The 12,679-nt window shown below is 65.7% G+C and carries 16 protein-coding genes; 7 read left to right on the top strand and 9 right to left on the bottom strand.

Features of this window, described 5'->3' with window-relative positions; genetic code table 11:
• Window positions 1-12: 12 nt before the first annotated feature.
• Window positions 13-612 carry an RT0821/Lpp0805 family surface protein gene (locus tag AC1RRT_RS11965; RefSeq protein WP_493014026.1) on the top strand — a complete coding sequence of 200 codons (600 nt, stop codon included), beginning with the start codon at window positions 13-15 and terminating at the stop codon, window positions 610-612.
• Window positions 613-717: 105 nt separating this feature from the next.
• Window positions 718-903 carry a hypothetical protein gene (locus tag AC1RRT_RS11960; RefSeq protein ID WP_493014025.1) on the top strand — a complete coding sequence of 62 codons (186 nt, stop codon included), beginning with the start codon at window positions 718-720 and terminating at the stop codon, window positions 901-903.
• 49 nt (window positions 904-952) lie between these two features.
• On the opposite strand, the gene AC1RRT_RS11955 is transcribed toward AC1RRT_RS11960, so the two are convergent.
• Both AC1RRT_RS11955 and phnN read right to left on the bottom strand, forming a co-directional pair.
• The gene (locus AC1RRT_RS11955; RefSeq protein WP_493014024.1) at window positions 953-1,582 is read right to left on the bottom strand and encodes a LysE family translocator; all 630 of its coding nucleotides are present in this window, start codon (window positions 1,580-1,582) and stop codon (window positions 953-955) included.
• 18 nt (window positions 1,583-1,600) lie between these two features.
• Window positions 1,601-2,143, bottom strand: a complete 543-nt coding sequence (gene phnN, locus AC1RRT_RS11950) for a phosphonate metabolism protein/1,5-bisphosphokinase (PRPP-forming) PhnN (RefSeq protein ID WP_493014023.1) — start codon at window positions 2,141-2,143, stop codon at window positions 1,601-1,603.
• 174 nt (window positions 2,144-2,317) lie between these two features.
• Between phnN and AC1RRT_RS11945 the strand changes: the two genes are divergently transcribed.
• Both AC1RRT_RS11945 and AC1RRT_RS11940 read left to right on the top strand, forming a co-directional pair.
• On the top strand, window positions 2,318-2,926 hold the full coding sequence (locus AC1RRT_RS11945; RefSeq protein ID WP_493014022.1) for a PAS domain-containing protein: 609 nt from the start codon (window positions 2,318-2,320) through the stop codon (window positions 2,924-2,926).
• A gap of 104 nt (window positions 2,927-3,030) precedes the next feature.
• Window positions 3,031-4,218, top strand: a complete 1,188-nt coding sequence (locus AC1RRT_RS11940) for a urate hydroxylase PuuD (RefSeq protein WP_493014021.1) — start codon at window positions 3,031-3,033, stop codon at window positions 4,216-4,218.
• Window positions 4,219-4,307: 89 nt separating this feature from the next.
• Here AC1RRT_RS11940 and AC1RRT_RS11935 read toward each other — a convergent pair whose 3' ends face one another.
• From AC1RRT_RS11935 to AC1RRT_RS11915, 5 genes are read right to left on the bottom strand one after another with little or no spacing between them, the layout of a single operon-like run.
• Window positions 4,308-5,114, bottom strand: coding sequence for an alpha/beta hydrolase (locus AC1RRT_RS11935; RefSeq protein WP_493014020.1), 807 nt, complete (start codon window positions 5,112-5,114; stop codon window positions 4,308-4,310).
• A 14-nt stretch (window positions 5,115-5,128) separates the two neighbouring features.
• On the bottom strand, window positions 5,129-5,602 hold the full coding sequence (locus AC1RRT_RS11930; RefSeq protein WP_493014019.1) for a nucleoside deaminase: 474 nt from the start codon (window positions 5,600-5,602) through the stop codon (window positions 5,129-5,131).
• A 17-nt stretch (window positions 5,603-5,619) separates the two neighbouring features.
• Entirely contained in the window at window positions 5,620-5,973 is a 354-nt protein-coding gene (gene uraH / locus AC1RRT_RS11925; protein ID WP_493014018.1) for a hydroxyisourate hydrolase, read from the bottom strand.
• A gap of 13 nt (window positions 5,974-5,986) precedes the next feature.
• Complete coding sequence (gene uraD, locus AC1RRT_RS11920) at window positions 5,987-6,505, bottom strand: 2-oxo-4-hydroxy-4-carboxy-5-ureidoimidazoline decarboxylase (protein ID WP_493014017.1); 519 nt, start codon at window positions 6,503-6,505, stop codon at window positions 5,987-5,989.
• Window positions 6,506-6,512: 7 nt separating this feature from the next.
• Entirely contained in the window at window positions 6,513-7,778 is a 1,266-nt protein-coding gene (locus tag AC1RRT_RS11915; protein WP_493015170.1) for a glycerate kinase type-2 family protein, read from the bottom strand.
• Window positions 7,779-7,937: 159 nt separating this feature from the next.
• Here AC1RRT_RS11915 and AC1RRT_RS11910 point away from each other — a divergent pair, with 159 nt between their 5' ends.
• Both AC1RRT_RS11910 and puuE read left to right on the top strand, forming a co-directional pair.
• Window positions 7,938-9,170: an allantoate amidohydrolase gene (locus tag AC1RRT_RS11910; protein ID WP_493014016.1), complete on the top strand. Its 1,233-nt coding sequence runs from the start codon at window positions 7,938-7,940 to the stop codon at window positions 9,168-9,170.
• Window positions 9,171-9,189: 19 nt separating this feature from the next.
• The gene (puuE, locus tag AC1RRT_RS11905; RefSeq protein ID WP_493014015.1) at window positions 9,190-10,167 is read left to right on the top strand and encodes an allantoinase PuuE; all 978 of its coding nucleotides are present in this window, start codon (window positions 9,190-9,192) and stop codon (window positions 10,165-10,167) included.
• On the opposite strand, the gene AC1RRT_RS11900 is transcribed toward puuE, so the two are convergent.
• Window positions 10,164-10,841 (bottom strand): TetR/AcrR family transcriptional regulator, encoded by a 678-nt coding sequence (locus tag AC1RRT_RS11900; RefSeq protein ID WP_493014014.1) that lies wholly within the window; start codon window positions 10,839-10,841, stop codon window positions 10,164-10,166. The two genes, puuE and AC1RRT_RS11900, sit on opposite strands and share 4 nt — an antisense overlap.
• A 130-nt stretch (window positions 10,842-10,971) precedes the next feature.
• Here AC1RRT_RS11900 and AC1RRT_RS11895 point away from each other — a divergent pair, with 130 nt between their 5' ends.
• A complete protein-coding gene (locus AC1RRT_RS11895) occupies window positions 10,972-11,706 on the top strand; it encodes an SDR family oxidoreductase (protein WP_493014013.1) in 735 nt (244 codons plus the stop codon).
• Window positions 11,707-11,718: 12 nt separating this feature from the next.
• Here AC1RRT_RS11895 and AC1RRT_RS11890 read toward each other — a convergent pair whose 3' ends face one another.
• Entirely contained in the window at window positions 11,719-12,546 is an 828-nt protein-coding gene (locus AC1RRT_RS11890; RefSeq protein WP_493014012.1) for a GntR family transcriptional regulator, read from the bottom strand.
• Between the last annotated feature and the right edge of the window lie 133 nt (window positions 12,547-12,679).

Raw genomic sequence — 12,679 nt, 5'->3', positions numbered from 1 at the left:
GAGCGGCGCGTCATGCCTGCCTCAACCCCGTGGTGGAGTACCCCCTCCACTGCCGCGCCGCGGCCTGGTCGCCGACCCACCCTCGGCCTGGCCGCTGCCATCGTCGTCTCGATGTTATTCGGGACGGCGATGGCAGATCCGCCCCCCAAACTCTCCCGCGCCAATGCGGGTGGCTATGCCACTTATGTGGCGCCCTACGGAATCAATCGCGGTACATGCGACCGCGGACAGTTACAGCGCGATATGGCCCACGACCGGATAAGTGCCCCGGTGAATGCCAAAGGCCACGCCAAGAACAAAAGCAGCGATCCCGATCGAAGCCTGCTGGTCACCGCCTCCATGGGCACCGCCATGGACGGCACCGACCAGGCCTGCGTCGGACGGATCCTGGAATACGCACCCGACCGCATGGTGATTCGCTGGTACGGGGCGCCCCGACCGAACTATGGCGGACCGGCCTATGCCGTCACGCCGCTCAGGACTTTCGAACGCGATGGCCAGTACTGCCGGGAGTATCAGGCTGTAGGGACCATCGATGGACAGACCGAACAGAGTTACGGGATGGCCTGCCGGACACCGGATGGCCTCTGGCACACGACAACGGCTCCTTAACCTTCGCGGTTTAAGAAGCCCGCAGGATTTGGCGCCGCCGTCCGTATAGGACTGTATCGCCGTGATTGAAGACCACTGATTTTCTAAACGCCCATGGAGGCGAATATGCTGACCAATACATTGCTGCTGTACATGACCCAGGAAGCGCTCACCAAGGCGCGCCGCCGTCTGCAGGCACGCAAGGATGACCCGTCGGATCATCGCGGCGAAACCGCCGAGATGGACGCGCCGCCGCACTGGCAGAGCATGAGCCGCCCGGCAAACAAGCGGCGCGCCATGCTGCGCCACTGACGTTTTCACGCTGCGTGAAACGAAAAGCCCGCCATCCGGCGGGCTTTTTTTATTGCGCGGTCTCGTAGATCAGCCGCAGGCCCAGCAGGCCCATGACGCCGCCGGCCAGACGGTCGACCCAGTGCTTGGCCTGCAGATAGGTGGCGCGCGGCCGCTCGGCCGAGAAGGCGATCGCCACGATGGCATACCAGCCGAACTCGATCAGGAAGATGCCGACCGGCAAGACCAGCGCCAGCCAGAACGGCGGCGCGGCCGGCATCAGAGCCGCGAAAATGCCGGCATAGACGACGGCGGTTTTCGGATTGCTGAGCTGGGTCATCAGGCCGAACAGGAAGGCGCGCCGCAGGCCCGCCGCAGACGGCGTCGCCGTCACCGATACGCTCAGCGGCTGGCGGGCACCGCGCCACAGCATCACGGCGAGATAGAGCAGATACAGCCCGCCCAGAATCTTCAGGCCGGCATAGAGCCAAGCCACCTGGGCCAGCAGCGCGATCAGGCCCAGCAGCGCCAGCGCCGCGAAGATCGATCCCGCCAGCCCCATGCCGAGCGCCGCCGCCAGGCCGGTGCCGCGCGTGCCGGCAATGGCAGTGCGCGCCACCATGATGAAGCTCGGGCCAGGACTCATGGCGCCGATGGCAATGGTGGCAAGGATGCCCAGCAGTGGCAGAACGGTATCCATGATGCTCCTCTTTCGTCTTTAGCCGCGCAGCAGCGCGAGGAATCGCGTCACGCTATCGACCAGCGCACCATCATTATGCAACATCGCCACGTCGGCACCATGCAGATCGAAGGCCGCGGCGCGTTGCAGCCGCTCCTCGATTTCAGCCGGCGTCTCGCGCCCGCGCCCTTCCAGCCGCCGGCGCAGCACATCGGCCGATGCCGTCACGCCGATCACCAGCAGGCCGGGGTATTTGCGGCGTGCCTCGTCGATGATGCCGCGCGACACATTGATCACCACCTGACGCCCTGCCGCCATCTCCTGCTCAATCTCGACAGGAATGCCGTACTGCAGGCCATGGGCCGCCCAGTGCAGGGCGAAGGCACCGCGTGCCTGCATGGCGTCGAACTCTGCCGGGCTGACGGCAATATAGTCTTCACCGCCCAGGCCCGGCGCCCGCGTCACCACGCGGCGGGGGAATACGACATCGCTTTCACTCCGCAGGGCATGGCGCGCGCCATCCAGCACGCTGTCCTTGCCCACGCCGCTGGGGCCCACCACCAGAACAAGACGATTTTTCATGGAGCGGTTTTAGCGCAACCAGCCTGCCGCGCACCAGATGGGCCGCGCAGAGGTGGAGCAAAAACAGGCATCCGCCACCGGTCGCGGCCGCCGCATGGCCGGGGTGACAACCGTCACAATCCTTGTCTTGCGGCTGCGACGGGAAAACGGCAGTCTGGGTGCGGGGTTACGGGCATGCCGAACAGAATCGACACGACAGAAATAGACGCGATGCGCGACGAACTGGTGGTCGGCGGCACTGCGCGCCTGTCCGCGCCTTTCATCGCGCATGGCCTGCGCGCGCCGCTGGTGCGCTGGGCCCCCGATCCCGCCGATCTGCCGACGGCGCAGCTGCCCTTCGTGCTGCGGCATTGGCAAAGCCTGCGCGACGACAAGGGCCATGTGTCGCATGACAAGATCGAGCCTTTCGCGCTCAAGCCGGCGCTTGGCTACATCCTGATCCTGGACGTGCTGGATGATGGCACCGATTACCGCTACCGGCTGTATGGCAGCGAGATCGCCCGCGTCGCCGGCTTCGACATGACCGGCAAGCGCACCTCCGAAATGGTGACCGGGCCGCTGGCCAGCACTTTCTACATGGCGGTCTATCGTGCCCTGCTGCTGCGGCCCGAGCCGATGCACACATGGCACGAGATGCCGATGCAGATCACCATCAACAACTGGGACCGCATCGTGCTGCCGCTGACCGATGCCGATGGCCGCGTCAGCCGCATCATGACCTGCAACATGCCGGGCCCGCCGATCATCCTGAGCAAGGATGACGAACGGCGGCAGCGCGTCTGAGTCATCGCTGCAAAATTGTACACAACCCGGTTGACGATTCCGCCGTCGCCCGCTAGGGCTGTCATGCTGTCGCCGCAGGACCGGCGACCGGGGGATGACGACTGATGTTCGATCTGGCAATGGAATGGCTCAATCTGGTGCTGCGCTGGATGCACCTGATTTTCGGCATCGCCTGGATCGGCTCGTCTTTCTTCTTTGTCTGGCTCGACAACTCGCTGCGCAAGTCGCCCGACCAGGCACCGGGCGTGCTGGGGCAAGCCTGGCTGATCCATGGTGGCGGCTTCTATTTCACCGAGAAGTATTCCGTCGCGCCGCCGCAGCTGCCGGCCGAACTGCACTGGTTCAAGTATGAAGCCTATTTCACCTGGATCAGCGGCTTCTTCCTCATGGGCGCGCTCTATTACGTCAGCGCCGACCTCTATCTGATCGACGAGCGCGTGCTGCCGCTGAGCAAATCGGCCGCCATCGGCTTCAGCCTGGTGTCGCTGCTGCTCGGCTGGATCGTCTACGATCTGCTCTGCCGCTCGCCGCTGGGCAAGAACGACGCCCTGCTCGCCATCGTCGGCTTCGCCCTGCTGGTGCTGGCCGCCTATGGCTACACCATGCTGTTCTCGGCCCGCGCCGCCTATCTGCATGTCGGTGCGCTGATCGGCACCATCATGGCCGCCAACGTGGCCATGAACATCATTCCCAACCAGCGGATCGCGGTGGCGCAGATGATCGCCGGGCAGGCCCCCGACCCGTCTTTCGGCAAGATGGCCAAACAGCGCTCGCTGCATAACAACTACCTGACCCTGCCGGTGCTGTTCGCCATGATCAGCAACCATTATCCGGTCACCTACGGCCATCCTTACGGCTGGATCATCCTGGCCTTCGTGATGATCATCGGCGGCCTGGTGCGGCACTTCTTCAACCTGAAGAACCAGGGCCGCGGCACGCGCTACGAATTCCTGGTCGTCGCCTTCCTGCTCACCGTCGGGCTGGTCTTTTTCACCCACTGGGATCCGCGCCGCGCCGAACTGGCGGAAGGCGTGACGGCGGAGGATGTACAGAAGGTGGTGGCCGCCCGCTGCACGGTCTGCCATGCGGCCAAGCCGACCTTCAACGGCATCACCGAGGCGCCCAAGGGCGTGATGCTGGAAACACCGGCGCATATCCGCCGCTTTGCGGCGCTGATCAGCCAGCAGGCGGTGCGCACCGAGGCGATGCCGCCGGGCAACGCCACCGAGATCACACCGGAAGAGCGCCAGATCCTCGGCGCCTGGATCGCCGCCGGTGCGCCGCTGAATTAGCGGCGCACCTCTTCAGCATGAAAGCTCGGGCGCCGCTGAATTAGCGGCGCACCTCTTCAGCATGAAAGCTCGGGCGGCGCCGAATTGAGCTAATTCAGCCCCTTCAGCCAAGCCGTGACGGCCGCGACCACGTCTTTGTCGAGGCCATAGAAGCCGTGATAACCGCCGGCCTCGCATTCCTCGCCCTTCTTGTCGGCCCGGCCGCCGCTGAACATCCGGATATCGACGCGCGGCGCGGCTGTCAGCAGCGCCTTGAAGGCCGGCACGCTGCGCGCCGGCGTATAACCGCAGGCATCGGATTCATGCGCCACCAGCAGCACCGGCATGGTGATATCGCCAAGCGGCCGCACGTTGCGCTGCACCGAGGGCTGGCTGCCGTCCTGCTGCATGATCATGCCGCTGCTGATCACGATGGCGTCGGGTCTTTGCTCCCCCTTCAGGCGCACGGCGGCATTGGCGGTGCTGAGCGCGCCGCGGCTGGTGCCGTGGATATAGACCTTCGGCGCCTGCCGGCGCAGATACTCGACCAGCGCGCCGAGATCGGCGGCCTGCTCGGGACCCCAGCGATAGGCATTTTTCACGCCGGCGCTGTCGGTGGTTTTCAGGTCTTCGGCCACATCGGGCGTGGCCACCAGGAAGCCGGCCTTGGCATAGTCGCCGCGCGTGCGCACCACATGATTGCCGCCCATGCTGCCGATCCGGCCCGACGCCTCGATATCCAGCCGCCCGGCACCGCCGGCGATCAGGATCACGGCAGCGCTCGGCGGCGTGTCGGGCGCGGTCAGCAGCACATGCATCACGCTGCCGCGCGCCGGGATGTCGATCACGGATTCAGCGGCGACGACCGGCCCGCCCAGCAGGACCGTGGCCAGCAATACCCCGAGGACGCGCCGCATCGCTGCTCTCCTGATCAGTATGGAATCTTGTCGGGCTTCATATCCCAGGCGCGGAAGACCTCCAACGCCTCGTCGCGCAGGATCTGTTCACAAACCAGTGTGCGGCGCTCCCGCGGCAGGCCGAGCTGGCGATACAGGAAGGCATCGTCGAAATTGATCGCCGCCGCATCGGCCTGTTCGTTGGCGTAAAAGACCTTCTCGATCCGCGCCCAATAGGTGGCCGAGAGGCACATCGGGCAGGGTTCGCAACTGGTGTAGAGCACACCGCCCTTGAGATCGAAGCGGCCGAGCGTCTTGCAGGCGGCACGGATCGCCTGCATCTCGGCATGGGCGGTGGGATCGTTGGTGGAGGTGACACAGTTCCAGCCCTCGCCGACGACCCGGCCGTCCAACACCACCACCGCGCCGAAAGGTCCGCCATCATTGGCCTCCATATGCTGGCGGCTCAGCGCGATGGCGCGACGCATGAAGGCAGGATGATCGGTCATGGCGGACCTCTTCTCGATTACGAGCCCCGATAGGTCGAATAGCTCCAGGGCGAAACCAGCAGCGGCACATGGTAATGACCATCGGCCTCGGCCAGGCCGAAGCGGATCGGCACGGTGTCGAGGAAGGCCGGATCAGGCAGCCTGGCACCAGTCTTGCTGAAATAATCGCCGACATGAAAAACCAGCTCGTACTGACCCGGCTTGAATTCGTCGCCAGCCAGCAGCGGCGCATCGGTGCGGCCATCGGCATTGGTGGCGGTGCGCTTCATCAGGAAGCGCTGCGCCCCCGACAGCGCATAGAGCTCGATGGCGACGCCGGCGGCCGGGCGGCCGTTCATGGTATCCAGCACATGGGTGCTCAGGCGGCCCATTGTTTGCGTCTCCTCAAAGGCCCAGCGCTTCGAGCCGGATGCGCGCGATCTTGCCCACCTCGCTCAACGCCGTGTTGAATTCCATCATCTGCGGATTCTTCACCCGCTGCTCGAAAGCGGCAAAGATCTGCGCCTTGGTGCGCAGCTTCACCGCAATGATAAAGGGAAAGCCGTGGGCTGCGCGATAGGCGGCGTTCAGCGCCACGATACGGGCTTTTTCCTCGGCGCTCAGCCGCGTCAGGCCGACGCTGTCCTGTTCCGAGGTCGAATGGCTGGTCAGCGTGCCGGCATCGGCCTCCTTGCCGGCCAGTTCCGGGTGGGCGCGCAGCAGCGCCAACTTCTCCTCCGCGCTGGCCGCCCACATCGCCGCCACCATGGCGCCATGCAGGCTGTCGAGGCTGGCGAAGGGCCGCGGGTCAAAGCTGCGCTCCGGCACCCAGGGCGAATGCTCGAAGATGCCGCTTAAACTGGCGACGAATTCGGCCGCATTCATGCGGTTCAGGTCGGACAGGCTCAGCGCTGCAGCGGTCATGCGACACTCACACTATCATAATGGCGCGGAAGTCGTTGACGTTGGTGAGCGTCGGGCCGGTGACGATCAGTCCGCCGGCGGCCTGGAAAAAGCTGTAGCCGTCATTATCGGCCATGCAGGCCTTGGCCTCGATGCCCTTCATGGCGGCGCGCAGGATGCTGTCGGGCTTGAGCAGCGCGCCGGCATTGTCCTCGCTGCCGTCGATGCCATCGGTATCGGCGGCCAGGCCGTAGATGCCGTCTGCGCCATCCAATGCCACGGCAAGCGCCAGCAGGAATTCCGCATTCCGGCCGCCACGGCCCTTGCCGCGTACGGTGACAGTCGTCTCACCGCCCGACAGCAGTACGCAGGGCGTTTTCGCCGGCTGGCCATGACGGCGCACCTGACGCGCCATGCCGGCCATCACCATCGCCACCTCGCGCGCCTCGCCCTCGATGGCGTCGCCCAGGATCAGCGGCGTGATGCCGGCCTTGCGCGCAACCTCGGCAGCGGCCTCCAGCGCCATCTGCGGCGTGGCGATCATCACGGTCTTCGTATTGGCAAAGGCGGTGTCGCCCGGCTTGGGCGATTCATTCAGCCCCGCCTCCAGATGCTTTTTCACATTGGGCGGCGGCTGGATGCCGTATTTCTCCAGCACGGCGATCGCATCGGCAACGGTCGTCGGATCGGGCACGGTCGGGCCGGAGGCGATCACGGCGGGATCGTCGCCCGGCACATCGGAGATCAGCAGCGACACCAGCGGCGCCGGCGCGGCAGCCGCAGCCAGGCGGCCGCCCTTGATGGCGGAGAGATGTTTGCGCAGGCAGTTCATCTCGGCGATGTTGGCGCCGGATGTCAGCAACGCGCGGTTCACCGCCTGCTTGTCTTCCAGGGTGATGCCCTCGGCGGGCAGCGACAGCAGCGCCGAACCGCCGCCGGAAATCAGGCAGAGCACCAGATCGTCGGGCCCCAGCCCCTGCACTTTCTGCAGGATCAGCGCCGCCGCCTTCTCGCCGGCCGAGTCCGGCACCGGATGCGCAGCCTCGACCACGGTGATGCGGTCGCAGGGCACCTCATGGCCGTATCGCGTCACCACCAGGCCTTCGAGCGGCGCATCGACAGGCCAGTGTTTTTCCACCGCACGCGCCATGCTGGCGGCGGCCTTGCCGGCACCCACCACCATGGTGCGGCCCTTCGGTACGGGGGGCAGATGCAACGGCACGCAGGCGTCCGGGTCGGCGGCACGCCGCGCCGCATCGAACATCGCCTGCAGGATTGCTTCCGGATCGTGCATCAAGGAATTCCCCCTGCCCGCTCTTTCATCAGGCCAGTCTTCATCAAACCAGTCTCCACCGCCACCGACCGCCGCCGCAAGGGGGCTATGCGGTTGTTCTGGCATGGAAACTGTATACACTTATCAACCAGCCTTTTGTTCAGATCAAGGACCCGCCCCATGCCCGCGTACCGCTTCGCCGACCGCATGCTCGCCCAGCTGGACGAACTCGGTCGCATCAGCGAAAGCTCCGAGTTCCTGCAGCGCACTTTCCTGGTGCCGGAACAGAAAAAGGCGCATGAGCGCGCCGCGGAGTGGATGCGCGAAGCCGGCATGGAGGTCGAGCACGACTGCGCCGGCAATGTGGTCGGCCGCTATGCCGGCGCCACGCCGAACGCACCGGTCCTGATGACCGGCTCGCATCTCGATACCGTGCGTAACGCCGGCAAGTATGACGGCATGCTGGGCGTGATCGCGCCGATCGCCTGCGTCGCCGACCTCAACAAGCGCGGCAAGCGCCTGCCTCATGCCATCGAGGTGGTCGGTTTCGCCAACGAGGAAGGCACCCGCTTCGGCTCGGCCATGACCGGCAGCCGCGCCATCGCCGGCACCTTCGATCCCGCCATCCTGGAAGCCCGGGACAAGCAGGGCGTCTCGATGGGCGAGGCCTACAAGGCCTATGGCCTCGATCCCATGAAAGTCGGCTTCTGCGCCCGCAAGCCGGGCAGCATCGCCGCCTTCATGGAACTGCATATCGAACAGGGCCCCGTGCTGGAACAGGAAGGCCTGGCGCTCGGCGTCGTCACCGCCATCTCCGGCGCGCGCCGCTTCCGCGTCGAACTGACCGGCCTTGCCGGCCATGCCGGCACCGTGCCGATGGGCCAGCGCCAGGATGCGCTCGTGGCGGCGGCCGAGATCGTCCAGTATATCGAGAAGCGCTGCACCGGCACCCCGACCTTGGTCGGCACGGTCGGCATGCTGGAAGCCCTGCCCGGCGCGATGAATGTCATTCCCGGCAAGGCGGTGTTTTCGATCGACGTGCGCGCCGGCGAGGACGATCTGCGCGACCTGGCCGCCGACGACATCCTGAAGCAGATCGGTGTGATCTGCGCCGGGCGCAAACTAGAGAAGAAGATCACCGAGCTTTACAACAGCACGGCGACGCCCTGCCATCCGGCGTTGATGGATGCGGCCGAGGCCGCGATCAAGGCCCAGGGCGTGAAGACCATGCGGCTGCCGTCCGGCGCCGGCCATGATGCCGCGACGCTGGCGCCGCTCTGTCCGATCTCGATGATCTTCATGCGCTGCACGCGCGGCATCAGCCACAATCCGCTCGAGGCCGTGCTGCCCGAGGATGTGGAGGTCGCCACCAGCGCGCTGCTGCACTTCATCGAGAATTTCCGCGCTCCCTGACCTGACAGGCACGATCACCATGGCCAAGAAGACCGCCAAGAAAGCCGCAAAAACCGACATCGTCGCCAAAGCCCTGGGGACCAAGCCCTATCCGCGCGATCTCTACGGCTATGGCCCGATCACGCCCGATCCGAAATGGCCCGGCGGCGCCAGGGTCGCGGTCAGCTTCGTGCTGAATTACGAAGAGGGCGGCGAGCGCAGCGTGCTGCATGGCGACAAGGTGTCGGAAACCTATCTCACCGAGATTCCGGGCGGCACGCCGCGCGTGAAGATGCGCGACCATGCCACCGAGTCCGTCTACGACTACGGCGCGCGCGCCGGCGTCTGGCGCATCCTGCGCCTGTTCAAGGAACGTGGCATCCATTTCACCTCATGGGCTGTCGGCATGGCGGTGGCGCGCAACCCCGAAGCGGCGGCGGCGATGCACGAGCAGGGCCATGAAGTGGCCAGCCATGGCTGGCGCTGGTTCGACTATGCGACCATGCCGCTGGCGCAGGAACGCGCCGACATGAAGCTGGCGATCGAGGCGATCCGTCAGGCGACTGGCCAGCGGCCGCTGGGCTGGTATACCGGCCGCTTCTCGGAGAACACGCTGAAGCTGGTCGCCGAGGATGGCGGCTTCGTCTATTCCTCGGATACCTACGACGATGATCTGCCCTACTGGACCACGGCGGCCGGCAAGACACCGCAGTTGATCCTGCCTTATACCTTTGACAACAACGACATGAAGTTCGGCCAGCTGCATGGCTTTGCCACCGGCGTCGACTTCTACAATCACGTCAAGGATGCCTTCGACACCCTCTACAAGGAGGGCAGCGAGGGCGCACCGAAGATGATGACGATTGCGCTGCATTGCCGGCTGATCGGCCGCCCGGGCCGCGCCGCCGCGCTCGCCCGCCTGATGGATTACATCCAGGGCCATGACAAGGTCTGGATCGCCAGGCGCATCGAGATCGCCCAGCACTGGAAGAAAGTGCACCCCTACAAAAAGGGCTAGGCCTTCTTCTTCCCCACCATGCCGTCCCAGGCCGCCAGCGCCATCTCGACCGAGGCGAGCAGCTGTTTCTTCGTCGCGCCATCGCGCGCCTGGATCGACATGCCCTGCACCAGGGTCGTGTAGAAAGCTGCTATCGCAGAGGCATCGGCGGTCGCCGGCACATCGCCCTCGGCCTGGCCACGCCGGATGCGGTCCGCCAATGCGTCCATCGCCGCGCGACGGTTTCTGGTCATCAGTGCCCGCACCCTCTTGTTCTCCGGCGCGCCGATGATCGCTGACAGCACCGCCATGCAACCCGGCGGGTGGGCCGGATTGACGTAATTGCCGGCATGGAAACGCAGCATGGCGGCGAAGCCTTCTTTCGCCGTCCTGCCGTCGCGCAACAGCCGCTTCGGGGTTGCCCCCTCGGCTGTCTCGTAGACATCCAGCGCCTCCCCGAACAGCGCCTCCTTGCAGCCAAACGCCGCGTAGAGGCTGGGCGCGTTGATGCCCATCGCCCGGGTCAGGTCGCTGAGCGAGGTGGCCTCATAGCCGCGCAGCCAGAATACCTGCACGGCCGCCTTCAGCGCCGCCTCGCGGTCGAAGCCACGCGGCCGCCCCCGCGTGGCTTTGGCCCGGGCGACCTTGTCGACGGCCTTTGCCGATCTGGGCTTTGTGACGGTGCGCACGGCCATATCCGTTTCCTGCGATTCCAATCCAGTTCTGTAGCAATCGATAAATAAAGCGCTTGACCCCGGCCGGCAAGGCCCTACCCTCGCCTTCACTTTCTGTATCGATCACTACACATTATGAAGGAAACCATCCATGAGCACGTTCACCACCACCGCCCTCAAAGGCAAGGCCGCGCTGGTCACCGGTGCCAGCAGAGGGATCGGCGCCGCCATCGCGAAAGCGCTCGCCGCCGCCGGCGCCGATGTGGCGATCACCTACAGCGCCTCGCCGGCCAAGGCCGAACAGGTCGTAAAGGACATTGGCGGCAAGGCCTTCGCCATCCAGGCCGACAGCGCCGATGCCAAGGCCGTGCAGTCTGCCGTCTCCGAGACGGCGAAGCGCTTCGGCCGTCTCGACATCCTGGTCAACAATGCCGGCGTCGCCTATGGCGATGACTCGCTGGAGAACATCGAGCGCATGCTGGCGATCAATACCCGCGCGCCGTATGTGGCCGCGCTCGCCGCCGCGCCGCTGATGACCGAAGGCGGCCGCATCATCACCATCAGTTCCTGCCTGGGCGAGAAAGTGGGGTTCCCGGGCGTCACGCTCTATTCCATGAGCAAGGCGGCGATGACCGGCATGACGCGCGGCCTGGCCCGCGATCTCGGCCCGCGCGGCATTACCGTGAATGCCGTGCAGCCCGGCCCGATCGATACCGACATGAATCCGGCCGATGGCGAGAATGCCCCCGCCATGACGGCATTGACCGCACTTGGCCGCTACGGCCGGCCGCAGGAGATCGCTGATACGGTGGTATTCCTCGCCGGGCCGGGCGCCAGTTACATCACCGGCGCCCAGATCACGGTGGATGGCGGCGTCAACGCGTAACGCCCAGACGGCCTAGCGCCGGCCGGTGGCCATGCGGGTGAACACATCCTGCAGATCCACCGGCCGGCGTTTGGCGGCGGCAAGATCGAGGCCGTCTTCCAGCCGCTGCAGGTGTTCTTCCATGTAGCGCATCGCGCCATTGGCATCGCGGGCCTGCAGGCGATCCAGCAGCACGCCATGCTCCTCGTGGCTGCACATCGGATTGCCCGGCGTTTCGTAGATCGCCACGATCAGTGAGGTGCGTGAGATCAGGGCGCGCAGAAAGCCGATCAGCGAGGCATTATCCAGCAGCTTGGCCAGCTCCATGTGGAATTCGCCGGCCAGCTTGATCGCGGCGCGGCGGTCGCGCGTCTTCTCGGCCTCATGCTCATGCACCACGAAGCGGCGCATCTGCGCCAGTTGCTCGGGCGTGATGCGGCGCGCCAGTTCGGCGGCAATGCCGGTCTCGACCACGCGGCGGGCGGCGAAGACATCGCGCGCCTCCTGCACGCTCGGCCGCGTCACCGAGGCGCCGCGGTTATGCTGCAGGGTCACCAGGCTTTCATGGGCCAGCGCCAGCAGCACCTTGCGGATGCGGGTGCGGCTGACCCCGAAGGCCTTGGCCAGCACATCCTCGGGCAGCTTGGTGCCCGGCATGATCACATGGTCGACGATGGCGGCGTAGACGCTGTCATAGATGGTGGCGTCGTCGATGCTGGCCTTGCGGCCGCCCGGTTTGCCGCCTATCGCGGCCTTACGCCCGGGCTTCACGCGCGGCACCGTCATCGCCTCGGCGGCAGTGATCTTGCGGGCCGGGGCCCTGCCCCGCCGGCGATCCGTTTTGACTGCCGCCTGTGCCATGCCGTCTTCCACCGACTCGTACGGACAATATTCGTTCCGGATCGTATACGATTATTCAATTCCGGGTCTACCGGCCCCGGAACTCCCGCCGCCATGCGCCGTTCTGCCTCACCTGTCATGACCGTCCTTCAGC

The sequence above is a fragment of the Ferrovibrio sp. GW821-FHT12B10 genome, assembly GCF_058807515.1.
Note: the sequence above shows the minus strand (reverse complement) of the source record. Positions and strands in the feature narration are given on the sequence as shown.

What these genes read in the sequence shown, in the direction of transcription:
- AC1RRT_RS11900 (WP_493014014.1), bottom strand. Translation starts at nt 10,841, where the DNA reads ATGGCCGTGCGCACCGTCACAAAGCCCAGATCGGCAAAGGCCGTCGAC.
- AC1RRT_RS11890 (WP_493014012.1), bottom strand. Translation starts at nt 12,546, where the DNA reads ATGGCACAGGCGGCAGTCAAAACGGATCGCCGGCGGGGCAGGGCCCCG.
- AC1RRT_RS11895 (WP_493014013.1), top strand. Translation starts at nt 10,972, where the DNA reads ATGAGCACGTTCACCACCACCGCCCTCAAAGGCAAGGCCGCGCTGGTC.
- AC1RRT_RS11910 (WP_493014016.1), top strand. Translation starts at nt 7,938, where the DNA reads ATGCCCGCGTACCGCTTCGCCGACCGCATGCTCGCCCAGCTGGACGAA.
- AC1RRT_RS11915 (WP_493015170.1), bottom strand. Translation starts at nt 7,778, where the DNA reads ATGCACGATCCGGAAGCAATCCTGCAGGCGATGTTCGATGCGGCGCGG.
- uraH (WP_493014018.1), bottom strand. Translation starts at nt 5,973, where the DNA reads ATGGGCCGCCTGAGCACCCATGTGCTGGATACCATGAACGGCCGCCCG.
- AC1RRT_RS11960 (WP_493014025.1), top strand. Translation starts at nt 718, where the DNA reads ATGCTGACCAATACATTGCTGCTGTACATGACCCAGGAAGCGCTCACC.
- uraD (WP_493014017.1), bottom strand. Translation starts at nt 6,505, where the DNA reads ATGACCGCTGCAGCGCTGAGCCTGTCCGACCTGAACCGCATGAATGCG.
- puuE (WP_493014015.1), top strand. Translation starts at nt 9,190, where the DNA reads ATGGCCAAGAAGACCGCCAAGAAAGCCGCAAAAACCGACATCGTCGCC.
- AC1RRT_RS11965 (WP_493014026.1), top strand. Translation starts at nt 13, where the DNA reads ATGCCTGCCTCAACCCCGTGGTGGAGTACCCCCTCCACTGCCGCGCCG.
- AC1RRT_RS11935 (WP_493014020.1), bottom strand. Translation starts at nt 5,114, where the DNA reads ATGCGGCGCGTCCTCGGGGTATTGCTGGCCACGGTCCTGCTGGGCGGG.
- AC1RRT_RS11955 (WP_493014024.1), bottom strand. Translation starts at nt 1,582, where the DNA reads ATGGATACCGTTCTGCCACTGCTGGGCATCCTTGCCACCATTGCCATC.
- phnN (WP_493014023.1), bottom strand. Translation starts at nt 2,143, where the DNA reads ATGAAAAATCGTCTTGTTCTGGTGGTGGGCCCCAGCGGCGTGGGCAAG.
- AC1RRT_RS11940 (WP_493014021.1), top strand. Translation starts at nt 3,031, where the DNA reads ATGTTCGATCTGGCAATGGAATGGCTCAATCTGGTGCTGCGCTGGATG.
- AC1RRT_RS11945 (WP_493014022.1), top strand. Translation starts at nt 2,318, where the DNA reads ATGCCGAACAGAATCGACACGACAGAAATAGACGCGATGCGCGACGAA.
- AC1RRT_RS11930 (WP_493014019.1), bottom strand. Translation starts at nt 5,602, where the DNA reads ATGACCGATCATCCTGCCTTCATGCGTCGCGCCATCGCGCTGAGCCGC.